Genomic DNA, 24,815 nt, shown 5'->3' on the forward strand with positions numbered 1-24,815 from the left:
GCCGTCAGGAGGGATCGAACGAATGACCGCCATCGAGCCGTACCCCGTCGCCCTGGACGACCGGATCAGCCCGCCGCGCCCCCGGGTCGGCCTGGTGGCCGGCGGCCTCGGCGCCTACTGGCCGCAGTTTCCTGACCTGCTGCCCCAGCTCCGACGCTCCAGCGAGCGGGTGGCGCAGCGGATGCGGGACCTCGGCGCGGACGTGGTGGACGTCGGGTTCATCTCCGACGCCCAGGACGGCGCGGTGGCCGCCGAGCGGCTCCGCGAGGCCGGTTGCGACGTCATCGTCGGGTTTCTCACCACCTACATGACCGCGACGATGCTGGTGCCGGTCGCGCAGCGCAGCGGCGCGCCGGTGCTGTTGATCAACCTCCAGCCGACGAAGTCGATGGACCACGCGAGCTTCGACACCGGGCAGTGGCTCGCCTACTGCGGCGCCTGCCCGCTGCCGGAGATGGCGAACGCGTTCCGGCGGGTCGGGGTGCCGTTCCGGTCGGTCTCCGGCTATCTGGAGGACGAGCGGGCCTGGCAGCGGATCGGCCGCTGGGTGCGGGCCGCAGGGGTACGGGCCGCGCTGCGGCGCGGCCGGCACGGGCTGATGGGGCACCTCTATCCCGGCATGCTGGACGTGGCCACCGATCTGACCCTCGTCTCGGCGAACTTCGGCGGGCACGTGGAGGTGCTGGAATTCGACGACCTGCGGGTCCGGGTGCCTGACGCGGGCACCACCGAGGTGACGGCGAAACTCGACCAGACCCGGGAGATCTTCGAACTGACCGGGTCGGTCGACGCCGACGACCTCGACTGGGCGGCCCGGGTCGCGGTCGGGCTGGACCGGCTGGTCGAGGACTTCGGGCTGGACAGCCTCGCCTACTACCACCGAGGGTTGGACGGGGAGATCCACGAGCGGCTCGGTGCCGGCATGATCCTCGGCGCGTCACTGCTGACCGCGCGGGGCGTTCCGGCCGCCGGCGAGTACGAGCTGCGTACGTCGCTGGCGATGCTCGTCATGGACCGGCTCGGCGCCGGCGGATCGTTCACCGAGTTCCAGGCGCTCGACTTCGACCGGGGGCATGTGGAGATGGGCCACGACGGGCCCGCGCACCTGGCGATCAGCGCCCGCCGCCCGCTACTGCGCGGCCTGGGCGTCTACCACGGCAAGCGCGGCTGGGGCGTGTCGGTCGAGTTCGACGTCACCCCGGGCCCGGTCACCGCGTTCGGGCTACGGCAGGACCGGGACGGCCGGTACGCCTTCGTCGCCGCCGAGGGCACCGTGGTCGACGGACCACACCTGACGATCGGCAACACCACGTCCCGGGTCGACTTCGGCTGTGATCCGGGCGAGTGGACCGACGCGTGGAGCGGTACGGGCATCTCCCACCACTGGGCGCTCGGTACCGGACATCGCGGCGCCGACCTGCGCGCCGTGGCCGACCTGCTGGAACTGGACTTCGTCGAGGTACGCCCCTGACGATCACCGCCGCCCGATCCACCCGATCCCGGCTGACCCGGCCGACGCGGCCGACCCGGCCGACGCGGTTGAGCCGCCCGGCCCGGCCAGTTCGGGGCGGCTCAACCGGGCGGCGCCTGGCTGGCCCCGCTCCCCGGGTCGGATCGCACGCTGAACAGGTCACCAGGCTGGCAGTCGAGCACGTCGCAGAGGGCGGTCAGCGTGCTGAACCGGATCGCGCGGGCCCGACCGTTCTTCAGCACCGACAGGTTCGCCAGGGTGAGGCCGACCCGGTTCGCCAGCTCGGTCAGCGTCAGGCCGCGCTCGGCGAGCAGCTTGTCCAGGTGAATCTCGATCCGACGGCTCTCCTCGGGGGGCATCAGATCACCGTGTCCAGTTCGTCGCGCATCACCGCGCCACGATTGACCACCTCGGCGATGGCCATTAGGCCGAATCCGGCGAGCAACCAGCCGGCCGGGAGTTGCCAGACCGTGTAGGCCGTCTCCTCGGTGACGGTGAGGGACAGATCGAGGGCAGCGAGGTTCTCCACGGTCCCTGCGACAGCACCACCGGCGATGACCAGCACCGCGAGGATCCGCAGCTGCCGTACCGTGCCGGCGGTGAACGGATCGCCACGGCGGGCCCGCCGCACGATGCGCAGCAGCATCAGGAGCGTGCTGACCACGACGAGCACCGTGGGCAGGCTGGTCAACGCCTCGGCGACCACCTGGTGGATGCTGGGATCGGCGATCTGCACCTCGACGATCGAGTCCGGGCCGATGGTGACGCCGTCGTCCAGTCCGGCGACCGGTCCCGCGACGTCGGTCATCGCGTCGGCCGGCAGTTGTGCGATCACCGGGCTGTCGCCCAGGACGGTCCGGACACCGGTCACCACCACCGCCAGGCCCGTACCGACCAGTCCCAGCACGAGCAGGGCCTGCATCTCGCCGAACCAGTCCGGTCTACGCAGCTTCCCGAGGAACGACATCCCGACCCCCCTTATCGATAATCGATATACTGATAATCGATAAGGAGCCGAGCGTTGTCAAGCCGTCCCGGCCCGGGACCTCGTGCCACGACCGCTCGGACAACGCCCGACGCCACCTCGAGCGCAGCGGACATGCCGGATGGCGCGGCGTGACGTGCTCGACCACGTACTCGGGCTGGTCGCGTCGGCACCGTGCGGCGATGGAGGCCGCGCCCGGCTCATCCTGCCCTGGCACAGGGACGACGGCCTTCTCCGCCGACCAACCCCGGCCGGTGCCGATCCCGATACCAGGGTTGACGCCTCACTCGGGGGCTGTGGGGATGAGACCGAGGACGCGTGCCGGGCCGCCGCTGCCGCCGACGAAGGCGGGCACACCAACGACGACGACCCCACCTGCCACCGGCATCCGTGTCAAATTCGTCAGGTTCTCCAGGCCGAACCGCCGCCCCCGTAGCCAGGATCGGTGGACCGCCGAGCCCGCCCGTTCATTGGTCGCCGAGTCCAGGCTCGGTGTGTCGATGCCGAGGGCGCAGACCTGTGGCCGCTCGGCGGCGAGGAAGTCGGCCGTGGCGGCTCCGAACCCGGGCCAGTGCGGGCGGTCGTCGGCGTCGAGACCGAGGTACGCGCGCCGGGCCCCGATCCGTTCCGCCCAGCCGGTCAACGCGATTACGACACCGGGCGACGGCAGAGGTCCGTGCACCCGCTCCCAATCGAGGATATCGTCGATCTCCACCACCGCATCGACGCTGCGCCGGACCCGCCAACGGATGTCCACCAGACCGGCGGACAGCACCAGATCCGCCGCCGGGATGGCATCGACAGATCGGCCGTCGACCGTAAAGTGCGCGGGGGCATCCACATGCGTCCCGGTGTGTTCGTCCAGGCTCCACCGGCCCGCGAAGCACCCGTCACGGGCGAACTCGGCCACGGTCGCTACGGTCGGTGGATTCGCCGCAGGGTGACAGGGAGTCATGGTGGACAACGGGTGGGACAGGTCCACGACGGCGCTGATCGAGGCGTGCAGTCCGCTCATCGCGCCCGACCTCCACGATCTCAGGCAGAGCCCACGGCCCGGACGGTCTCAATCCGGTCGGACGTGTCCCGGCACGCATCGTTCCGTCAGAGCGCGGCAGGGCGATCCGTGGCGAAGCCGACGTGACGCGCTCAGGCTGCCACGTGCCCACAGCGGGCGGCAACAAGCCGCCAGCTATCCCCCACCGTCGCTCCAGGACGAGGCCCGGTGCGCGCTTGAGCCGGTCGTCGACCTCGCGTAGCCTTCGCCCGCATCCGTACCAGGAAGACAAGCGTGCGACTGCACTGCTGCGGCGATCCGGGAGACGGCAATGGCGGAAAACCTGACCTACGCAGACGCTCCGGACGCCGAGACGCCGGCGGAGGGCCCGATTCCATCGATGCGTAAACGTATCGACGAGATCGACGCGACGCTCATCGGGCTCTGGCGGGAACGCGCGGAACTCTCCCGGCAGATCGGTGCGCTCCGCGTCGCCACGGGCGGCACCCGCCTCGTGCTGTCCCGCGAGCAGGAGATCGTAGAACGCTTCGGCGAGGCCATCGGCGCGGACGGCGCGCAACTGGCGTTGCTCGTGCTCAGGGCCGGGCGCGGACCGCTGTGAACGGTCTGACAGCCGCCGACGGCTTGCGGCCCGCTGGAGCGTCGGTGGCCGGCGGGTGGCAGGAACGAATTCGTGGAGTATCTCAATGGGGGCAGCCGAGATGGACCTGGTTACCGCGATACTGACCCGCCGGAGCGAGCACTTCCTGACCGACCCGGCTCCCAGCGACGACGAGTTCGCCGACCTGCTCAGGGCCGCAGCCGCCGCGCCCGACCACGGGATGCTGCGGCCCTGGCGCTGGATCCTGGTGCGGCACACGGAGCGGCACGCGCTCGGCGAATGCTTCGCCGCGGACGCCGGGGCCGAGCGCCCCGACGAGCCAGCCACAGAGGTCGCCACCAGGGTCGCTGCCAAGGTCCTGCGTGCTCCGCTGCTGGCGACGCTGGTCTTCCAGCCCCGGCTCGGACACCGGATTCCGGAATGGGAACAACTCGCAGCGACGAGTTCGATGAGCCACGCACTGATGCTGCTCCTGCATGCCAGGGGCTACGGCAGCATCTGGCGGACCGGCGCGTTCGTCGCCTCGCCGACCGCACGTCAGATGCTCGGCCTGCACCAGGACGAACGACTCCTCGGCTGGCTCTACATCGGCACCCCGCCGCGGGACCGCGCGTTGCAGCCCCGCGTCGTGCAGGACGTCACCGACAGGCTGTCCTCCTTCCGACTGACCGAGGTCGCGGCCGCACGACGGCATCCGTGACAACCACGTTGCGTGCATGTTCCTGTACAACTGCGGCGGCTGTGTCAGTCGCACAACGGGACACGAAACGACATCATGGCTCTCGAGGTTGATCAGCCCCAGCCAGGCGAACGTGGGCGCCGGTGGCCCAACCGCGTACGTCGCCCACGTCCTCCTGCCTCGGCCGGGCGCGGCGCCTCATCAACGACGACGGCTGACCAACTCCCGACCTTAAGGGGCTCACATGTGCGTCCTCGACGAGCCGGTGTTCCTCCGCTCCAACGCGATCATCGAGCCGCTGGTTGACCGGTTCTACGCGTGGCTGCACATCGTCGCGCCGGTCCAAGCGTCGATGAACCTCGCGAATCTCCAGGTGCCGCTGCTCGAGTCCTACCTCCAGAATCCGCAGGTGCACGTGGCGGCCAGCGCCAACCCGGCCCTGCGCGGCGGCTACTTCGTCAACATCGACGAGGCGCGGAGCATGGAGGTCGCGGCCCTGCTCGATGTCATCAAACGGGACCGGGCGGACATGCTGACCTTCGCCGCCGCCGTCGCCGAGGCCGAGGATCTCCTCAGGCAGAACGCGACCGGGTTCGACCTCACCCCGCTGTACCCCAAGCTGCCGTCCGCGCTCAACGGTCTGGTGGAACTGGCCTACGACACCAGCAACCAGCCATCGATGCACTTCATCGAGCCACTGATCTACACCAGCGCCGCCTACGACGTGGGTCGTCAGTCGGTGCAACTCTCGCTCGACGACGGTGTCGAGCGCCCATTCATCCTGAGCACGCCCCGACTGCCCACACCGGACGTCCTGGACCTGCCGATCCCGTTCAACCACCCGGGACTCGACGAGCTGTTCAGGGCGCGTGTCAAGCCCACGAGCGCGGCCCGGCTGCGCGAGGCGCTGGAACTCGACGACGCGCAGGCAGCGCAGCTCAACCGGCTACTCACCACCGAGCCGAGCGCAGCTCCGGACCGGCACATCGAGCGTGGTGGCCGGATCCGTTACTTCGGCCACGCATGCCTGGTGCTGCAGACGCCGGAGGGCGCCGTGGTCACCGATCCGTTCATCAGTACCGACAACCGGCACGGCGACCGCTACACCCTGGACGATCTGCCCGACTACATCGACCTGGTGCTGATCACCCATGGCCACCAGGACCACATCGTGCTGGAGACCCTGATACAGCTGCGCTCGCGGATCGGTGCGGTCGTGGTACCACGGTCCTCCCGCGGCAACCTGTGTGATCCGTCGATCGGCCTGTACCTCAAGGCCCTGGGCTTCGCCGTGATCGAGGTCGACGACTTCGACGAGGTGCCGTTCCCAGGCGGCAGGGTCATCGCGACGCCGTTTCTCGGCGAGCACTCCGACCTCGACATCCGCGCCAAGTCGACCTTCCTCGTGCAACTGGCCGGGGCGTCGGTCTTCGTCGGCGCGGACTCCTCCGGCGTCGACCCCGTGCTCTACCGCTACATCCGCAACCACCTGGGCAAGGTGGACCTGGCCTTCCTGGGCATGGAATGCGATGGTGCCCCGCTGACCTGGCTCTACCAGGGCCTGCTGACCCGACCGGTCACCAAGAAGATGAGTGACTCACGCAAGCTCTCGGGCTCGAACGCGAAGCAGGCCGCCGCCATCATGACGGAGTTCCACGCGGACGAGGCTTACATATACGCCATGGGCGAGGAGAGCTGGCAGGGCCATGTGATGGCCACCACCTACACCGAGGACACCTACCAGATCAAGCAGATCGACGAGTTCCTCGGCTGGTGCACCAATCACGGCATCACCGCGGAGCACCTGTTCAACAAGCGCGAGTGGCGCTGGTAGGCACCGCTCGCGCCGGCCGGCGGCAGGGCCCCCGCCGCCACCGGCCGGCATCGCGTCGGGGCCGGCCTGGTCCACTGCCCAGGCTGGCCCCGACGCACCCGACAAACTCAGCGACAGTCCCAGACAGGATCCCGGCCCTCCGCGAACGCCCGTGGGCCCTCCATCGCGTCCCGGCTGTACATGCGCCGCTGCTCCCACTCGAACCGGGTGGCGAAGGCCTGCTCGAGCGGCATGTCCACCGACCGCATCGCGGCCTCCTTGATCGCGCGTGCCGCCAGTGGCGCGCCGTGCAGCAGGTCCTCGACCCATTCCGCGACGCACCGGTCCAACTGATCTGCCGGCACGACGTCGTTGACCAGACCGAACTGGCGGGCGACCGATGCGGTCATCCGGCGGCCGGTCAGCAGGTATCCCATCGCGGTTCGCAACGGCAACTGTCGGCACAACCGGAACGCGCCGCCCGCTCCCGGCACCAGACCGAGCAGCACCTCTGGGAAGGCGAAGACCGCCTGCTCCGCAGCGACGACGATGTCACAGGCGAGAGCCAACTCGAAGCCACCACCCAGCGCGTACCCGTTGACCCTCGCGATGATCGGTTTGGAGAAGTCGAACCGCTCGGTGATCCGCGGCCAACCGGGCTGGCCACGGCTACCGAACGTGGTCGGCGGCGCGCCGTGCTCGTTGAGCCTGGCCCGCTCGCGTAGGTCCTGGCCCACCGAGAAGGCCCGGTCGCCGGCGCCGGTGAGCACGACCACCCGGACGTCGTCGTCGCTCTCCGCTTCGTCCCAGATGATGCCGAGTTCCTCGTGCATGCCCAGGTCCATCGCATTGAGCACCTCGGGCCGATCCAGCGTCACGTACGCGACGTGGTCCCGCTTCTCGTACCGCACCCGGCGCCGGCTCGCGGCACTCATGGCACCGCCCCGTGCTTGTGCGCCGTGAAGCGGCCCACCTTGCTGATGACGTCGTCGCTGTACAGCCGCGACGCCTGCTGAAGCGTGAACTCGGCCAGGTAGTGGCGAAACGCGTCCAGCGGCTCCTCGGCCGCGAGAAGCATCCGCCGATTGGCCACCACCGCCGCCCCCCGGAGCCGTTCGACGCTGCGCCGCACGGCCTCGTCCAGTTCGTCGCCGGAGACGTGGACCTCGTCCACCAACAGCCGGGCATCCGACTCCACCGCCCGGATCTGACGTCCCAGCAGGATCACCTGCCGGGCGAGACGGGACCCGACGCACCGGGTCAGCCGGTAGTTCGCCGCGCCCGGCACGATCCCTTCCTGGGCCGCCGGCAGGCTCAGGTAGGCGTCGGACGCGGCGATCACGTGGTCGGCGACGAGCAGGAGTTGGGCGCCACCGCCGATCGCGAAACCGTCGACCACGGCGATCCACGGTTTTCCGGTCGGCGGCAACCACCAACCACCTCCGACGTGCAGGCCGCGCGCGAGCTTGTGGACGTAGCCCAGCTCCCGCCGCAGGATGAAGTCGATCAGCCCGATCTCCCCGGCATGCAGGGCTTTAAGGTTGATGCCCGCGCTGAAGACCCGCCGGCCCCGGTACCGGGGGTGGGTCATTTCGCCGCCGCGCAGCACGCACACCTCGACGGCCGGATCGAGCAGTGCGAGGTCGACGGCGGTCTCCATGTCCTCGACCTGCCTGTTGTCCTCCGCGTTCAGGCTGTCGTCGCGGCACATGGTCAGGTGGGCCGTGCCATCGCGTCGTTCCAGACGCACCGATCCGAGATCGGCGTCGCCGTTCCGCAGGAACCCGTCGAGTAATCCCAGTGCGCGCGGCGTCGGTCGGCGCATGGCGGCGAGCAGATGGCCGCCCGAGGTCGGCAGCCGTAACACGCTGCTGACGAAGATGGCCTGATCGATTTCGTAGCCCTCTTTGTGCGCCTGCCGCCGGCCGCGCTCCATGGCGAGCGCATCCCGCCCCGGCACCAGGCCGGGAAACGCGGCCGCTGCGGCCGCGCACAACTCGTCCAGCCGCAACTCCCGGGTCATCCCGGCGGTCAGCTCCGAGTACACCGCCTCGGCATGGCGGTCCAGGAACGCGCAGCGCAGATCCCGGACGGCCGCGTGCGCCGCTGCGGCGTCCGCCCGCTGCTCCGGTGACCGGTGTGCGACCTCTGGCAACCTTGCCAGCACGGCCTCGGTGCGCGCAGCGGCGCCGGCGAGGCTCTGCCGCGCGACATCGAGATCGGCTCGCACGGCGCGCACCTCGTCTTCCAGCGCCGCCAGCGCCGGGCTCAGCGTCATGACGCCGTCCCGGCGGCAACTCGCCGCAGCGCACGATCGCAGGCTGCCAGGTGTACACCCAGCGCGTCTTCGAAGCCGACCGCCTGTGCGTCCAAGGTCAGTTGCCGGCGCACGGCCAACTCCGACCCGGACACGGTCGAGACCCGCTCGACTGCCGCCGCGAGAGAGCCGGACAGGTCGTCGGTGACCTCGTGCACGAGGTTCATCGCGAGCGCCTCGCGCATGCCGAGCGCGCCGCCGAAGAGCACTGCCTGGCGTACCGCGGCGGCGTTCGGCACCTGACGGGCGAGCCGGTACAACGCCATGCCGGGCCAGATCAGACCACCTTGAACGGGCAGCACCAGGCGCGCCGATTCGGCGGCGATGCGGTGGTCGGTGGCGAGCAGAGCGTCCAGGGCCATCCCGCCGCAGTCGCCGGTGGCCACAGCGATCGTGGCCGCCGGAAGCCGCTCCAGGCGCCGCAGCGCCTGCTCCCACTTGTTGACCAGCTGAACCGTCAGGTCCCTGGCCCACACCCCGTCCGGCGCACCGGACACGTGCACCACCACGGCGGCGGTACCGTCGCCGTCCTCCGCCCGTTCACAGACTGCCGCGATGGCCGCGACCGGCTCCGTGGACAAAAAGCATCCGCCGTCGATCCGAACCACCATGACGTTGTCGCCCACCGGCGCACCGAGATCCGCGTACATTCGCCCGCCCGTCACCATTGGACCAGGGCCGTCTCGATGGTCGAGCCCGGTCCCATCGTCATCAGTACGCCGTAGTCACCGGGTGCCACCACCCGTTCGCGGAGCAGCCGTTCGTAGGAGAACAGGAACGAGCCGCTCGACAGGTTGCCGTAGTCCCGCAGCACCTCGATCGTGTGCCGCACGTCGTGACGGGTCAGGCCCAGGTTGACCCGGACCGCGTCGACGACCTTCTTCCCTCCCGAGTGCACCAGCCAGTGTCTGATGCTCCGGCGGCGCAGGCCGGCACCTGCCAACAGCCGGTCGACCACCGACTCCGCGTGCGCACCGACCACGTACGGGATGCCAGGATCGAGGAAGAAGCTAAAACGGCTCTGCTCGTCGTCCCAGTCGTACCGCATGGCATCGACCGCGTCGGTGATGATGTGGCTGGCGAACGACAGGATCTGCGGGCCACTGTGCTCGGCGTCGACGTCGTCGCCGGCCGGGGCCATCAGCGCGATGGCCGCCGCACCGTCGCCGAACAGGCTGTTCACCACGGCCGTCCGCATCGTCGAGTCCATGACGTAGGCAGCCGAGCACGCCTCCGCACACACCATGACCGCGACCCGGCCGGGATTGGCCTTGGCCCAGTTGGCGGTCGCGTTGAGCGCGTTCAAGCCGGCGTTGCAGCCCATGCCGACGACGTCGACACGGTGACAGCTCGGATCGATCCCGAGTTCTCGGATCAACAGGGCGGTCAACCCCGGCGTGAGAAATCCGGTGGAGGTGACACAACAGAGGTAGTCGACGTCGGCCAGCGTGATGCCCGCGTCGACCAGTGCCGCGCCCACGGCACGGGCACCCATGCCGACCGCGAGCCGCTTGTGCTTCCGCAGCAGAGCACCCTGCGGCTCCTCGGCGAAGGCGCCACCAGCAGTACGCGGCGGCACCGTCAGGTACCGCCGCGCAATGGCGCTGTTGCCGAAGACCGACCGCACCTTGGGGTCGGTGATTTCGAACAGGTCGAGCAACTCCTGCTGTGAATAGGACTGCTCGGTGACCGCCGTGCCGACACCCATGATCCGCGGGTTCGAGGCGATCGTCTCGTGTCTGAGCAGTTCGAGGGGGCCGGGTACCGGGACGTTGAGGGTCAGGGTCATCGGAACGTCCATCCCCACATGCGGGGCTTACTGCGCGGGCGGAACACTACCGTCGTCACGTCGTTCGCCTTTCTGTGTCGTGGCCTCTTCCGGCCGTGAACGTACGCATGTCACACGAGCCTGGCGCTCGTGTCGGCCCCCTGGCTGATGGATCGCACCAGCCGGGGGAAGCCGTCGATGGCCTTCGAGATGTCGCCGACGCTCGAGTCGCCAGGCGGTGCAGCTGCGGCACCAGCCCGGCGATCGGCTCACACGGGATGAGCGCTGCGTTGTTCGAGCTCGTTCGCGAGTTGCAGCCACTCATCGGCGCAAGCTCTCGCGACGTTGGCGACGATGTAGGTGCAGTGTGGTGGCACCTTGCCCGCGACATCAAGTCGCTCGTCCGAGCGGATCGCACGGGAGAAGATCCACCGCAGCAAGGTCCGTCCCGACTCGCTGAACCGCAGTGACGGGTCGCTTCGCAGGCCTTGCAGCAGCAGTGCCAGACCCGGGCCGTCCGGCAGCCCGTCGCCGCCCGGCTCGATCGCCTGCACGTCGCAGCGGCGGCGCCGGACCTGTGGAACCGGATTTTCGCCGCGCTGCATCCGCCCGCGCACGTCGCGGACGGTCGACGGTGAGACTCCGGCCTCCCGCGCGATCTCCCGCAGCGACGCCTCCGGGCGCTCCTGGATGAGCGCCGAGGCCTTCAGCCGTCCTTCGGAATTGTCCAGCGGGCGCACCCGCCCATCCCGCCCGGTCCTCGCCCGAGCCCCGGCCGTTTCCGCTTCGACCTGCATGTGCCGACGGATGTTGGCGACCGTCCGGGCGCCGAGGCCTGCGGCCGACGCGATCGCCCGGTCGGACCAGGTGGGATGCGAGGCGATGATCCGCTCCGCTGCCCGGGACCGATCGGCGAGTGACAGCGGCAATCCGTGGGCGATGTTGGCCCGGACGGCGAGCACGAAGGCCTCCTGCTCGGTGCCGTCGAAGAACCGCACCTCGATCATCTCGTCGCCGCGTAGCAGGGCCGCACCGAGGCGGTGCATGCCGTCGATGACCCGCATCGTTGACCTGTGCACGATGATTGGCGGAAGACGGCCGTCAATGCGAGACAACATTCTGGTGTGCTCGATGTCCTCGCCCGCCTGCCGTGGAGAATCAGCGGGAAGCAATGACCTAACCGGCAGCCACTGACTTTCTGGAGAATCGCCGGACGGGGCCTCGGCCAAGGCCGGCTCCGCCTTCCCGACGGCTCTTTCCGGATGGCTCTCGGCCATCGTGAACACACGCCGCTCTTCCAAGATCAGCTCCCCCGAAGCGCACAACTCTTGGAGGCCAACAACGGATCAACCACCGCTGGCCACGATTGCATGTTAGTCGCAGCATGCGGGCCCGCGTAACTGTGCAACTGCGTTCTTCCCGCAGTTGCACATCGGCGATCGACGCTGCGTCACCGACGCTGGCCACACCAAGTACCCTGAGGCGGCAAATCACCCAGAATCGTCAATTCATTGATATTTGATCACATACTCGATCGTCAGTCCAAACCGCGCCGCCGTAAGCAGGGACCGCGAGGCGGCCGGTTACATAGAGCAATTCCGAGAACGACGTCGGCGCCTCGCGGTCGCCCGTCCAGGCGCCCCCGTCGCTGATTGCCAGACGTCCATCGCACCGCCACCACATCACCCACAGGGCCGGGCCGGCACGACGGAGGGCAGCCCAACGCCGGAACCGGTCCTGACGGGCCAAGGCCCCTCTCTGGCAGCAAAAACAGCCGCTGCTGCCCTCCGGCAGACCACGCCGACTCCACGGCGGCCCGATCTAGACGCCAGCGCCCCACGTCTATACGATCTCGTGCTGTCGGGCCAAGATGAGTGATCGCATTAACGGGGGGTGGTCCCATGCTCGGCATACCAGCGCGCCAAAGAGTCGGCGCACTCGAACTGGTGGCCCACAAATCCGACTCCGCTGTCATCAGCTCAACTGAAGCCGCAGGCTGTGACAGAGTTCGTGCGCCGGACGGGTGATGTTCCGCTTTCCTCAGCGACATTTTTCACCCCCTCCAGCCCGGTCCCACCCAGAGACGAAATCGCGATCCTGCGCGGACCGCGCAAGACCGAGTGCCATCTAACGATTGCGACTGATGCCATCCATCTACCTCGATAGAATTGCCAATCACGGGAGGAACCAATGCATTTCTTCATTCTGGGCAGCCTCGAAGTGAAATCGCCAGAGAAACGTATTCAGATAACCGCCCCCAAGCAGCGCGCCGTGCTTGCCGCACTATTGCTCGGCGCAAACAGCGAGGTGCCGATCGACCAACTCATCCGGTTCGTCTGGGACAACAGGCCGCCGGCCACCGCACAGACCACGTTGCAGTCCTACATCTATCGATTGCGTCAGCTTCTCCGCCCATTGCCCGGAGTCGGACTCAAGACCGACATTGACAGTTACATGCTCGACGTGGGACAGACCGACACCGACCTCTGGTTCTTCCGGGGACAGGTGGAGGATGCCCGGAAGAAGGCCCAGGTCGGCCAGTTGAGCGAATCGGTCTCCAGCCTCCGCGGTGCCTTGAGTGTGTGGCGCGGAAACTCGTTGTCCGGGATCCCTGGCGAGACCGTCCAGCAGGAGGCCCGAGTCCTGGACGGAGAACGTATCGCGGCCTACGAGGAGCTCTTCGCCACGGAAATCCTCCTGGGGAATACTCGACAAATCATCCCCGAGTTGCACAAGGTCGTCTCGGTCTACCAGTTCCACGAGGCCTTCAGGGCCCAGCTCATGCTTGCCCTCTACGCGTCCGGTCGACAGGCGGAGGCACTGCAGAACTACGCGCTGATCCGGCGGCGGCTGCGCGACAGGCTGGGCATCGAGCCAGGGCAGGACCTTCAGGAGTTGCATAGGTCAATCCTCGAACAGGTGCCGGCGGCACAGATGGCGTTGCCGACCTGGGGACAACGAGCCAGGGTCCCGGTCAGCTGAGACGCGCTGGCCGCCGCCGGCGCGAGACCGGGGTCAGAAATCACGGCCGCGCGCCTCGACCCGCTGGCCTTCGGCCTGAACGTGCCTGCCTGCCGACCCTGGCCGGCCCGCTGATCTCGTCGGGGGTCCGATCTTGGTGGGCATCATCGCCGACCGTCCGCAGGCCACGTCCTCAACCCGGGCACATCGACGCGAATCCCGTTTTTGGTCATGCCTAATACCTTCATCGCCATCACTGTCGTGCGCTTCCCCAAAAAGTGGCGACCCGCCGCCCTCATTTGGGGGTAACCGGAGTCCTATCCGCTGGTCCGGCGGAGTGCCCGTCGTAGCGGGACGGCGTCGGCGACACGGAAGTACCGCGTTGACCAGGGTGGCCGGCGTCGCGGTGGCACACTCACGACATCCGGGCCGGCGCACGGGCGGAGCACGCAGCACACCGACCGTTCGGTGTGGAAGGTCGACGGTACGCGATGGCGCCGAGGGCTTCTGCCCGTCCCCAACGGGCGATGGGCGTCGGCCGGCCACGACGACCGCCGTGAAGGTTCAATGTGGAGCAGGGTTGCCCACCTAAGCCGCGTTTTCGGCGTTTCGTCCGCGCCCAGCCCTCGGCGCACCAGGGTTGTGTGGTGCTCCGGCACGCGAGCCATCCTCCATCGAGCGTCCATCAGTGCCCGATTGACGGCCTGGCTCCGCACTGCTGGTGCTCGTTGCTGACGAGCGACGCGTCCACGGTTCGCGACCGATGGCTCAGGCACCGACGCCTGGCTCCGTGACCTGCGGGATCGGTGTCGCGGGTTCGGGTGGGTCCATGGTCCGTGAACCCACCCGTCCGCACCACGAACCGCTGCTCAGGTCCATCCGCCGACGCCCGACAAGTCCTCATCGTGCCGTGACCACCATCCCCCGCCGGCGTACCAAGTGCCTGGCCAGAGGTCTTGTCGGTAACCGTCGGTTCAGCCAGGGGCCCGTGGTCCTGCCCTGAGGTCGGGATCCGCTCCCCCCAGGATGGGGTGGCATAGCGCCACATTTGGGGGAGGCGGGACGGCGCCGCCCCAAGGAACCTGAACGCATGAATCCAGGCATGCTCACCAATCCACGTATGCTCGTCGTGGTTGGAGCGGCGATGATCGCTCTTGCAGGATGCGACGGGGGCGGCTCCAACTCCGACCCCGGCGACCAGACGTCCCCTTCAGCCGCTGCCATCGGCAACACCGCTCTGGAACTCGCGCAGTGTATGCGCGCCAACGGGGAGCCCGGCTTCCCGGACCCGGTCCAGGACGAGTCGGGCGACTGGATCTTCCCGGAGACTGACGTCAACTACAAAGTGCCGGCGGTGTGCAAGGGACGGGGCCGAGCCCAAAAGGATTCTCAGAAGGCGGATGCGGAGCAACATACGGCCGCCGAGGACATGGCAAAAAGACGACAGTACGCCAGTTGTATGCGTGAGCATGGCATGCCGGATTTTCCCGACCCTGACAATGACGGAAACTTCCCCCTGTCCGACCGCCTGCGGGCGCTGAACGACGCCCCGGCGATGCGCGATGCGCGACAGGCGTGCAAGGAGTACGAGCCGCCGAGGGTGGTCAAGCCCTCGCGCAGCGCGGCACCTTCATGAGATCGGCCTGACGCATCAGGGGCGAACTCCCGGAGAGTCGAGGTGGCGCCTCGGGCCACTGCCTCCGCTCCATCCTCATCCTTGATCTTGGCTTCTACCGCCGACCGAATCCTTTCCTAGACTCGGTGTGCGTCGTGGTGTCGTAAACGGTCGCCGTCTGATGATCCTTCGCCTCCCTGCAAGCGCGAGGGCCAGGCGGCGGCCGTTGCCGTTCGTGGGCGCTCCCGGGGCCGAGTCGGTACCACCCGAACGGTCCGACGGTGAACGTCACACGCCGATCCCCGGGACGTTACGGATTCTCGGGTAGGTGGGTCAGTTCTGCCCACTCGACGATCGCGATGACCAGTAGCCGGCACGAACCCGTCGGCGACGACCGCTACCTGGTCGGGGCCGGCCGAGGCGGCGAACAGCTCGTGCACGCCACCGACCGGTATACGGGCAGGACCTTGCCGTTCCACTCCGCCAGTTCACGCCGCTCCGCCTCGGTCACCTTCGGTAGCTGCGACAGCCGTACGCCGGGGTCGTCCGCGAACGTCGTCAGCAGCATCAGCAGACGGGCCACCAGCCGCTCCACCGTGGCGGCGTCGAAGAGGGCCGTACTGTACTCGATCGCTCCCGACAGCGCGCCGTCCACGTCGTCGAAGACGAGCCGCAGGTCGAACTTCATCGAGATCGGTCCCGGCATCTTCACGAGGGTGATCCCGACCGCCGACTCCACGCTCGGGGCGGCGCCACCGACGTCGCCCTGGTTGTAGTTGAACACCACCTGGAAGATCGGTGTGCGGGACCGGTCGCGCTCGTCGACCAGCGCGTCCACCAACTGCTCGAACGGTACGTCCTGGTGAGCGTAGGCGGCCAACGCCTCGCGGCGGACCCGCCCGACCAGTTCGGTGAAGGACGGATCGCCCGACAGGTCGGTACGCAGCACCAGGGCGTTGACGAAGAAACCGATGAGATCCTCGATCTCGGCCCGGTTCCGGTTGGCGATCGGCGTCCCGACGACGATGTCGTCCTGGCCCGAGTACTGGCCGAGGAGGACCGTGTACACGCTGAACAGAACCATGAAGGTCGTCGCGCCGCTGTCGCGGGCCAGCGCGCGCAGCCCCACGGTGACCTCGGCGGGAACGGTGAACTCCACCCGTGCCCCCGCCGAGGATCGAACGGGCGGCCGGGGCCGGTCCGTCGGGATCTCCAGCACGGGTGCCCCGGCTAGCCTGTTCCGCCAGTACGCGAGCTGCCGCTCCGCCACCTCGCCGGTCAACCACTGCCGTTGCCAGACCGCGAAGTCGACGTACTGCACGGCCAGCGGGGGCAGCGGCGACGGTTGCCCGTCGTGGAAGGCCTGATACAACGCGGTGAGTTCGTGGCGGAGGAGACCGACCGACCATTCGTCGGCGACGATGTGGTGCGAGCAGAGGCTCAGCACATGGTCCTCCGGGATGAGCCGGAGCAACCGGGCGCGCAGCAGCGGGCCGGTGGCCAGGTCGAACGGTTCCACGGCGTCGGCCGCGACCCAGTCCCGGGCGGTGCCCAGCGGGTTGCCCGTGCCGCTGAGGTCGGTCACCACGAGACCCGACCCGGTGAAAGGGTCGATGACCTGGTAGGCCCGGCCCTCGGCGTCGCCGACCAGCCGTGTGCGGAGCACCTCGTGCCGCTCGACGATCGCGTCCAGGGCGGCGCGCAACGCCACCAGGTCGAGCGGACCGCTGATCCGCAGGGCCAGCGGCTCGTTGTACTCCGCAGAGTCCGGTTCCAGCTGGTTGAGGAACCACATCCGCTGCTGTGCGAAGGACAGCGGAAGGGCACCCTCCCGGGCGACCGGCACGATCGGCGGCGCGACGTCGCCCGGCGTCGCGGTCTCCACCCGCTGGGCCAGAGCCGCGACGGTCGGCTCCTCGAACAGGACCGCGAGGTCGAGCTCGACTCCGAACTCCTTACGCACCCGGGACATCAGCTGGGTGGCCAGCAGCGAGTGCCCGCCGAGGTCGAAGAAGTCGTCGGTGATCCCGACCTGCTCCAGCCGCAGCAGGGCGGCCCACAACGCCGCCAGGAACTCCTCGGTCCTGCTCCGCGGCGCCTGGTAAGCGGCCGACAGGACCGGCCGCGAGGTCTCGGGCTCCGGCAGCGCCGCCCGGTTCACCTTCCCGTTCGGATTCAGCGGGATCGCGGCCAGCTCCAGATAGGCCGAGGGGACCAGATAGTCCGGCAGCCGCATACGCAGGAATGCCCGCAGCTCGCTGGTGCTGGGCGCAGCCGTCTCCCCCACCACCAGGTAGGCGATCAGCCTGCGGTCGCTGCCCTCGCCGCGGGCGACCACCACGGTGTCCGTGATCGCCGGGTGGGCGAGGAGCGCGGCCTCGACCTCGCCCGGCTCGATCCGGACCCCACGCACCTTCACCTGCTGGTCGATCCGGCCCAGGTAGTCGAGCTGGCCGTCGGTCCGCCAACGGACCAGGTCGCCGGTGCGGTACAGCCGCATCCCACCATCGGTGAACGGGTCGGCGACGAACCGCTCGGCGGTCAGCGCGGGGCGGCTCGCGTACCCACGTCCCACACCCGTGCCGGCGATGTAGAGCTCGCCCGGAACGCCGACCGGGAGCGGGCGCAGGTTCGCGTCGAGCACCAGCAGCCGGGCGTTCCCGATGGGCCGCCCGATCGGCGGTGTCCCGGTGTCCCCCCGCTCGCACACCGCGGAGGTCGATTCGATCGACGCCTCGGTCGGCCCGTACAGGTTGCCCACCGTGGCGGTGTCGTTCCTCGCGTAGAAGCGGGACACGTCCTCGGCCGCGAGCGCCTCGCCGCTGCAGAAGACCAGCCGCAGCGACGGCATCCCGGTGAGTCGCGGATGGTTGACGAACAGCCGGAACAGTGACGGCACGAACTGGACGACGCTGATCCGGGCGGTCTCCAGCAGCGAGATCACGTAGGCCAGGTCATGGTGGCGGCCCGGCTCCGCGATTACCAGCTCCGCGCCCACCGACAGCGGCCAGAACAGCTCCCAGACCGATGCGTCGAAGGTCAGTGGTGCCTTGTGCAGCACCCGCTCCGTTGGATCGAGGTTCCATACCTCCTGCATCCGCACCAGTCGGTTCACCACCCCGCCGTGCTCGACCAGCACGCCCTTCGGCGTGCCGGTCGAGCCCGAGGTGTAGATCACGTAGGCGAGCTGGTCGGGTCGGGTCACGGCACCCAGCGGCTCACCCGACCCGGCCTCGATCGCGGCTCGGGTCGCCGGATCGTCCAGGGTCGCGACCGTGCCGACCCGGTCGGCGAAGCCCGCGACCCGGTCGGCCGTGCCGATCACCACCGACGCCCCGCTGTCGGAGACCATGTACACCAGCCGGTTGACCGGGTAGTCGGGGTCCAACGGCAGGTATGCCCCGCCCGCCTTCCAGATCGCGAGCAGCGCGACCACCATGTCGAGGCTGCGTTCCAGCGCGAGCCCGACCACGACCTCGGGGCCGACCCCGAGGCCCCGCAGGTACCGGGCCAGCCGGTTCGCCTCGGCGTCCAACTCCGCGTACGTCAGTGTCTCTCCGGCGCAGGACACGGCCACGCTGTCGGGCGACGCCTGGACCCGGGACTCGAACAGCTCGTGGACCCCGGCAACGGGGGCCGGCGGCACCACGGTGTCGTTCCAGTCCACCACGACCAGATGCCGCTCGGTCTCCGCCAGCATCGGCAGTTCCGAGAGCGGCAGATCCGGATCGGCGGCGAGCAGGGTGGTGAGATGGCCCTGGAACCGAACGATCGTGGACTGGTCGAACAGTTCGGTCCGGTACCGCACCACCGCCTCTCGGTCGCCGAGGAGCAGGGCGAGGTCGGGTGGCGTGTCGTCGACGGGGGCGTTGACCACCTCTGCGTGGAGTTCGCCGTTCCAGGGACCGGCGCCGAGACGCCTGGCCGCGTCGGCAAGGTGGTCGAGAACCACCTGAAACGACGACCGCCGACCGGCCTCGGGCTGGTCGGCGGTCTCGGCCAGCCGGGTACGCGTGCGTTCCGCAACGTCGCGGAAGCATGGATCGCCCGAGAGGTCCGTCCGAAGCGGAACCAGCGGGGCCGGGAGACCGTCGTGGACGGCGGCCGGAACGCCCACCACGACATTGGTCTGGCCGGTGTAGCGGCCCAGCAGAACCAGGAATGCGGTGAGCACCACGACAGGGTCGGCGTCGGCCAGGGCGAACCGGGCGTCGGCGGTGTTCGCGGGCAGTCCAGAAGAGCGCGGACGGTCCGTCGCGAGTTCCAGAGGCACGATCTCCACCGGCTGCCGCGCGCCGGGCCGTTCCCGGTGCCGGGGAACGGGCCGGCCGGACCGCACTGCCTCGTAGCTTCCCGGCAACTCGGTGAGCAGCAACCGGGCCGCCGTGTCGGCGTCCGGGCCGGACAGGACCAGGCTCAGCAGGTGGTCGTCGGGCCCCATCCGCACCAGCCGGCCCTGGAAGACCGGCCCGGAACCGGGGTCGGGCACCGCCGGCCACTCCCCGGCATGGGTGCCACGGAACACCGCCTCGTCGTCGACCGGGTCCCTGCGCTCATCGCCGAGATCGAGCACCGTCAGGGTGAACCCACTTGCGTGGCGCGTCCCCAGGTCCTCCAGCGCCGAACGCAGGGCATCGACGTCGAGAGGGCCCCTCAGGCGCAAAGCGGTCCGCATGACGACTCCAATGCTGGACGGATCGAAATCGGAAACCCGGACTGCTGACGCCGACGCGTCGCGCCGGACCTGTCTAGGTCCGGGCCACGACCGCGCGCTCGTCGGCGAATCCGATGAGGAACGCCACAGTCATTCGATTTCCCTCGGCCGCGTCCCCGGCATGCCCGAGGAGCCGGTACGGACGGCGAAGTCAGCGGCGGAGATACCGATGCGGGATGCTGAAAGTGGAGGCGAGCCAGGTGGACCGGCAAAACCGGTGCACTCAGCCACGGACGCAACTCGTTCGGCACAGGGTAGGAAACGGGAATCTCCCCGCATTCCGGACGCCGAAAGGTTTCTCGTGGCATCCCGGGCATTCCGCTCCAATCTTTCCATAACCACGTTTGCATGTACCGGAAACGGTGGACAAGGGTCACCACGGAGCCTTCAGAAGGGCCCCATCGGGACTCCATCAGGGCATCTCGGAAGATTTGTACCGGCTACTCCTCCGGCTCGGCCTGCAGTGCCTCGCCCAGCGGCACGACGCCCTGCTGCAGACCGAAGATCGCCGCCTGGGTCCTGTCCTGTAGGTCCAGCTTGGTGAGGATGCTCGACACGTAGGACTTCACCGTCTGCTCGCCGAGCGAGAGTGCACGGGCGATCTCCCGATTCGACCGGCCTCGGGACAGAGCCGCGAGCACCTCTCGTTCGCGGGCCGACAACTTGGCAAGGGGCCCGTCGCTGTCGGTCGCCCTGACGCTGCGCACCAGCAGCGCGGCCACGTGTGGATCGAGCAGGCTTCCGCCGCTTGCGGCGGCCCGCACCGCCTCGACCACCCGGTCGAGGGCGGTGGTCTTCGGCAGGTAGGACACCGCGCCGGCGAGGACCGCGCCCATCGCATGCTCGTCGGCGGAAAACGAGGTGAGGACGATGACCGCGGGTGCGTCGCCGCGCTCGTGCAGCGTACGCAGCACACCCATGCCGTCGAGGCCCGGCATCATCATGTCCAGCAGGACCACGTCCGGCCGGAGCGCGCCGATCCGGCCGAGTGCCGCCTTGCCGTCGGCACAGTCCCCCACGACCTCGAAATCGGACTCCTGCTCGAGCGCGAAGCGCAGTCCCTGACGCACCACCTCGTGGTCGTCCACGATCAGGATCCGGATCATTCCACACCCACCGGCAACAGCACCTTCACCGTCGTCCCCTGTTCCGGTGCACTGACCACCTCCACCGTGCCGCCCAGCTCGCCGACGCGCTCGCGCATCAGCTTCAGCCCCATGCCATGCCGTCCTGCCGTCTTCACCGAGTCGAAGCCCCGCCCGTCGTCGTGGACCGTCACCGTCACCCGCCCGTCGGTCTCGGCGACCCGCAGCTCGATGGCGTCGGGCTCGCCGTGTCGTACCGCGTTGCCCAGCGCCTCCTGAACGACCCGCAGCACGGCGTGCTCGACCGGCGCGCCCAACCGCAGTGAATCGATTCGCGAAGAGATCGAGATGCCGAGGCGTACCTCATAGGCCCGGCACAGCTCGTCCAACGCCTCGGCGAGGCCCGCGTCCTCCAATGCGATGGGCCGCAACTCCAGCAGCATCGCGCGCATCTCACGCATCATGCGTGCCAGGGACAGCTCCATGGACTCGGCCTGGCGGCGCAGTTCGGAACTGGCCGGCAACGCCTTGCGCAGACCGCCCGCGACCAGGCTCGCCGAGAACAGGTCCTGGGAGATCGAATCGTGCAGCTCCCGCGCGATCCTCGTCCGCTCGGCCCGCCGCGCCTCGGAGCCAGCCGCTTTTCGCTGGACCTGGACGGCCGTGTCCAGCCGTTCGGCCATCGAGTTGAACGCCTGCTCCAGCCGGCCCACCTCGTCACCGCCGGAGACCGGGATCCGAGCCTTCAGATCACCGTTGGCCATCGCCGAGGTCCCCCTCGCCAGCCTGCGGATCCGCCGAATCAGCGGGCCGGTGCTGAGCAGCCCGAACAGCCCGCCGACCGGCAGCAGCAGGATCAGGATGATCGCACCCGGGACGATCAGCGAGCCGATGCTCGTATCGGCAACCGCCGCGGGCTCCTCGTCGACCGGTGGTCTGCCTTCGGTCGATGCCGGTCCCCCCTTCGACACCGGCGCTCCGGTCGATGCCGATTCCCTACCCAGGACGCCTTTGAGCGGGGTCAGATGGGTCGCGTAGGCGATGCCGATCACCCGCCGGCCGGACCCCGCCCGGCCGGCGATCTCCACGGGCCTGGTGGCCCAGTCGGCAACCCGCCCATTCACCTCCGTCTGACCGCTGTTCGGCCGTAGGCCGATCGCCGCGGCAGGGAGCGGGGAGTTGCGGGCAAGGACATTGGACGGCTCGCTCGCGACCACCTGCCCGTCCACGGTCGCCAGCACCTGCACCAACTCCGGCGTCGGCGCGATGGTGGCGCCGTCACCGCTCGGCAGCGGGTCCGGCGTCCCGCCGAAGCTGTTGGCCGCCACATCGAGGAGCAGTGCCTCCTCCGATCGCCCGGGCTCCTGGGCGGCTAACGCACTCGCCTCGATGCCCGCCGCGACGGCGATCTGCAGCGCAAGGCCCTCGATCTTAATCCGGCGCGCACCGGTCTCGGCCTGGAGCGCGCGCTGCTGCGCCTGCTCGATGCTGTCGCTGGCCGACCGTATCCGGGGAACCATGATCGCCAGCAGGAAGGCCTCGACCACCAACACGGCGGCCGCCGACACCAGCACGTACGACACAGCCATCCGGGAACGCAGGCCGAACCGAGAGAACATTCGCCGCCTCCGGGAAAAGGAAGTTGTTCCAGGCCCCAGGCTACCCAGCAAATGTGCTGATCCGAACAGCGCCGAGCCCCCAAAAAGAGGGCGGCTCAGGCACCTCTTTTGGGGGTGGTGAATTGCGACGCGAGAATTTTAGCGGGATGAGGTCATCGGTCCACAGGCTGCGGCAGTTCCACGCTCTCCTCCAGGTCCTCCTCGATGAACGCGCTCGCCTGGATGGAGAACAGCTCGGCGTACAGGCCGTCGAGCGCCATCAGCTCCGTGTGGCTGCCCTGTTCGACGATCTTCCCGTCCTCCAGTACGAGGATACGGTCGGCGGTTCGCACGGTGGAGAACCTGTGGGAGATCAGCAGGACGGTCTTGTCCTCGTACAGGTCACGGACGCTGTCGAACAGCGCCCGCTCGGCCCGGGCGTCCAGCGAAGCGCTCGGCTCGTCGAGGATCACGAGCGGGACGTCGCGGAAGAAGGCCCTCGCCAGCGCCACCCGCTGCCACTGGCCCAGTGAGAGATCCAGGCCCTTGCCGAACTGGGGGGACAGGATCGTGTCATAGCCCTCGGGGAGGGTGGCCAGGAACTCATCCGCCCCGGCTGCGCGGGCGGCCACGCGGATGTCGGCCAGGTCCGGTTCCCTGGCGATCGAGCCGAGGTGGATGTTGTCGACGGCCGTGAGCGCGTAGCGGATGAAGTCCTGGAAGAGGACGGCCACCGACTGGCGCCAGGCGTTCAGGTCCAGTTCGCTGAGATCGGTTCCGTCGACCTTGATCGCGCCCTGCCGCGGAGAGTACAGACCCGCGATCAGCTTGGCCAGCGTCGTCTTGCCCGAGCCGTTCTCGCCGACCAGAGCGACGACCTCCCCCGCGTTGATCTTCAGAGAGACGTGGTCGAGCGCGTTGCGGTCGGCGTCCCGGTACTGGAAGGAGACGTCGTCGACCTCGATCCGGTGGAACGGGCCCTTGAAGTCCGTTCCCGACCGATGCTTGACCAGGCCCGGCTCCAGGGCAAGGAAATCGTTGAGGTCGCTGACCAGCGGGGCGGACTCGAAGAACATGTTGGTTTCCACGACGGCGGCGAGGAGTCTCTGGCTGAACAGCAGGAGCGCCCCGGCGACCACCGCGGTCTCGGCCAGGGTCAGCACTCCCCCCCTGTTGAGCAGGATCAGGCCGACCGCCGCCAACGCAAGTACGAGGTTGCTACCAAAGGTGGAGATCAGTGAGGAGCGCAACTGCCTACGCAGGGTCAACGCGAGTTCGCCGATGCGCTCGACCATGGACTCCCGCCAGCGCGTCGCGAGATACTGGGCGAGGTTGAACGCCCTGATCTCCTTTGCCGGGTCGCGCATTGTGAGCAACTGAAACAGGTAGATGCGGCTGCGATCGCGCGGGATCATCCGCAGGACGAACGTGAAGTAATGCTCGCCGACCCGGGTGCCGCCGATCCACACGGGCACCACGACCAGTAGCATGCACGCGGCGATCCAGGGCTGGAGCACCACGAGCGCGGCCCAGATCGAGCCGAGCACGAAGACGTTCCGGCCAATATCGATCATGCTCTGCACCAGCCGCATCGGCCGGTTCACTGCGTTGATGGCCGACCGTTGCAGACGGTCGTGGAAGTCCGAGTCGTCGAAGTCGTCGAGTTCGGCGAGGCAGGCGACCTTGAGAATCTCGCCGCAGACGTACATCGTGACCCGCTCACCGATGATCTGGCGCCGGTTGTTGACGATCACGCTGGCGACGCCCATCAGGACGTTGGCGGCGATGAACAACACGAGGTTGATCGCCAAGCCCTCCGCGCTGCCGCCACTGTTGGCCTCGATCAACCCGGAGAACATCTGCTGGAGCTGGAGAATGATCAGGAAGACGCCGGCCGCCTGGAGCAGCTGAAGGACGATGACGAGGATGAAGTCCCGCCGCCCGGAGGCCCAAACGAGACGGATCGCAGCCGCGATGAGCCGCAACGTCGCGCGTGCCCCCCGGGGCCTCTGCACGTCCGCTGGATTCATGATCACCTTCTGGTTCGATGGGGGAGCCCGGAATGGGCCCCCGGGTTCGAGCGGCGCGGACGCCTCGGCGTCCTCGCCGAAACATCACCTGCGTCTGGATAAAATCCTCGTCGCGGTTCGTCTCGGCACAGTCCCAACGACGTATCGCCGTGTCGGACGGGAG

General features: G+C 68.7%; 18 protein-coding genes. 6 read left to right on the top strand and 12 right to left on the bottom strand.

Features of this window, described 5'->3' with window-relative positions; genetic code table 11:
• The first annotated feature begins 22 nt into the window (after positions 1 to 22).
• Positions 23 to 1,471: an arabinose isomerase gene (locus tag ACFP2T_RS08065; protein WP_377419264.1), complete on the top strand. Its 1,449-nt coding sequence runs from the start codon at positions 23 to 25 to the stop codon at positions 1,469 to 1,471.
• A gap of 101 nt (positions 1,472 to 1,572) precedes the next feature.
• Here ACFP2T_RS08065 and ACFP2T_RS08070 read toward each other — a convergent pair whose 3' ends face one another.
• The 3 genes from ACFP2T_RS08070 to ACFP2T_RS08080 all read right to left on the bottom strand — a co-directional run bounded on the left by ACFP2T_RS08070 (position 1,573) and on the right by ACFP2T_RS08080 (position 3,471).
• Positions 1,573 to 1,830, bottom strand: coding sequence for a helix-turn-helix domain-containing protein (locus tag ACFP2T_RS08070; protein WP_377419266.1), 258 nt, complete (start codon positions 1,828 to 1,830; stop codon positions 1,573 to 1,575).
• Entirely contained in the window at positions 1,830 to 2,438 is a 609-nt protein-coding gene (locus ACFP2T_RS08075) for a DUF2975 domain-containing protein (protein ID WP_377419268.1), read from the bottom strand. The genes ACFP2T_RS08070 and ACFP2T_RS08075 overlap by 1 nt, the downstream gene beginning before the upstream one ends.
• A 301-nt stretch (positions 2,439 to 2,739) precedes the next feature.
• Positions 2,740 to 3,471, bottom strand: a complete 732-nt coding sequence (locus ACFP2T_RS08080; RefSeq protein WP_377419270.1) for a cyclase family protein — start codon at positions 3,469 to 3,471, stop codon at positions 2,740 to 2,742.
• Positions 3,472 to 3,781: 310 nt separating this feature from the next.
• Between ACFP2T_RS08080 and ACFP2T_RS08085 the strand changes: the two genes are divergently transcribed.
• The 3 genes from ACFP2T_RS08085 (at position 3,782) to ACFP2T_RS08095 (ending at position 6,585) form a co-directional block, all read left to right on the top strand.
• Complete coding sequence (locus ACFP2T_RS08085; protein ID WP_377419272.1) at positions 3,782 to 4,072, top strand: chorismate mutase; 291 nt, start codon at positions 3,782 to 3,784, stop codon at positions 4,070 to 4,072.
• Between the two features lie 85 nt (positions 4,073 to 4,157).
• Positions 4,158 to 4,772 carry a nitroreductase family protein gene (locus tag ACFP2T_RS08090; protein ID WP_377419274.1) on the top strand — a complete coding sequence of 205 codons (615 nt, stop codon included), beginning with the start codon at positions 4,158 to 4,160 and terminating at the stop codon, positions 4,770 to 4,772.
• A 223-nt stretch (positions 4,773 to 4,995) separates the two neighbouring features.
• Positions 4,996 to 6,585 (top strand): MBL fold metallo-hydrolase, encoded by a 1,590-nt coding sequence (locus ACFP2T_RS08095; protein WP_377419276.1) that lies wholly within the window; start codon positions 4,996 to 4,998, stop codon positions 6,583 to 6,585.
• 107 nt (positions 6,586 to 6,692) lie between these two features.
• Here the strand turns inward: ACFP2T_RS08095 and dpgD are convergent, their stop codons facing one another.
• The 5 genes from dpgD to ACFP2T_RS08120 all read right to left on the bottom strand — a co-directional run bounded on the left by dpgD (position 6,693) and on the right by ACFP2T_RS08120 (position 11,950).
• Positions 6,693 to 7,499 (bottom strand): enoyl-CoA-hydratase DpgD, encoded by an 807-nt coding sequence (dpgD, locus tag ACFP2T_RS08100; RefSeq protein WP_377419278.1) that lies wholly within the window; start codon positions 7,497 to 7,499, stop codon positions 6,693 to 6,695.
• On the bottom strand, positions 7,496 to 8,842 hold the full coding sequence (dpgC, locus tag ACFP2T_RS08105) for a (3,5-dihydroxyphenyl)acetyl-CoA 1,2-dioxygenase DpgC (RefSeq protein WP_377419280.1): 1,347 nt from the start codon (positions 8,840 to 8,842) through the stop codon (positions 7,496 to 7,498). Before dpgC ends, dpgD begins: the two co-directional genes overlap by 4 nt.
• Complete coding sequence (gene dpgB / locus ACFP2T_RS08110; protein WP_377419282.1) at positions 8,839 to 9,531, bottom strand: enoyl-CoA-hydratase DpgB; 693 nt, start codon at positions 9,529 to 9,531, stop codon at positions 8,839 to 8,841. Before dpgB ends, dpgC begins: the two co-directional genes overlap by 4 nt.
• A gap of 11 nt (positions 9,532 to 9,542) precedes the next feature.
• Positions 9,543 to 10,670: a 3,5-dihydroxyphenylacetyl-CoA synthase DpgA gene (gene dpgA / locus ACFP2T_RS08115; protein WP_377419284.1), complete on the bottom strand. Its 1,128-nt coding sequence runs from the start codon at positions 10,668 to 10,670 to the stop codon at positions 9,543 to 9,545.
• A gap of 248 nt (positions 10,671 to 10,918) precedes the next feature.
• On the bottom strand, positions 10,919 to 11,950 hold the full coding sequence (locus ACFP2T_RS08120; protein ID WP_377419286.1) for a ParB N-terminal domain-containing protein: 1,032 nt from the start codon (positions 11,948 to 11,950) through the stop codon (positions 10,919 to 10,921).
• Between the two features lie 889 nt (positions 11,951 to 12,839).
• On the opposite strand from ACFP2T_RS08120, the gene ACFP2T_RS08125 reads away from it, so the two are divergent.
• Together ACFP2T_RS08125 and ACFP2T_RS08130 are read left to right on the top strand one after the other, a co-directional pair.
• Positions 12,840 to 13,631 (top strand): AfsR/SARP family transcriptional regulator, encoded by a 792-nt coding sequence (locus tag ACFP2T_RS08125; protein WP_377419288.1) that lies wholly within the window; start codon positions 12,840 to 12,842, stop codon positions 13,629 to 13,631.
• A 1,069-nt stretch (positions 13,632 to 14,700) separates the two neighbouring features.
• Positions 14,701 to 15,246, top strand: coding sequence for a hypothetical protein (locus ACFP2T_RS08130; RefSeq protein ID WP_377419289.1), 546 nt, complete (start codon positions 14,701 to 14,703; stop codon positions 15,244 to 15,246).
• A 376-nt stretch (positions 15,247 to 15,622) separates the two neighbouring features.
• Here the strand turns inward: ACFP2T_RS08130 and ACFP2T_RS08135 are convergent, their stop codons facing one another.
• From ACFP2T_RS08135 to ACFP2T_RS08150, 4 genes are all read right to left on the bottom strand, one after another.
• Complete coding sequence (locus ACFP2T_RS08135; protein ID WP_377419291.1) at positions 15,623 to 19,900, bottom strand: amino acid adenylation domain-containing protein; 4,278 nt, start codon at positions 19,898 to 19,900, stop codon at positions 15,623 to 15,625.
• A 479-nt stretch (positions 19,901 to 20,379) separates the two neighbouring features.
• Complete coding sequence (locus ACFP2T_RS08140) at positions 20,380 to 21,045, bottom strand: response regulator (protein WP_377419293.1); 666 nt, start codon at positions 21,043 to 21,045, stop codon at positions 20,380 to 20,382.
• On the bottom strand, positions 21,042 to 22,643 hold the full coding sequence (locus ACFP2T_RS08145; RefSeq protein ID WP_377419295.1) for a HAMP domain-containing sensor histidine kinase: 1,602 nt from the start codon (positions 22,641 to 22,643) through the stop codon (positions 21,042 to 21,044). Before ACFP2T_RS08145 ends, ACFP2T_RS08140 begins: the two co-directional genes overlap by 4 nt.
• A 152-nt stretch (positions 22,644 to 22,795) precedes the next feature.
• Positions 22,796 to 24,652: an ABC transporter ATP-binding protein gene (locus ACFP2T_RS08150; RefSeq protein WP_377419297.1), complete on the bottom strand. Its 1,857-nt coding sequence runs from the start codon at positions 24,650 to 24,652 to the stop codon at positions 22,796 to 22,798.
• Between the last annotated feature and the right edge of the window lie 163 nt (positions 24,653 to 24,815).

Source organism: Plantactinospora solaniradicis, assembly GCF_042658085.1.
GTDB lineage: Bacteria > Actinomycetota > Actinomycetes > Mycobacteriales > Micromonosporaceae > Plantactinospora > Plantactinospora solaniradicis.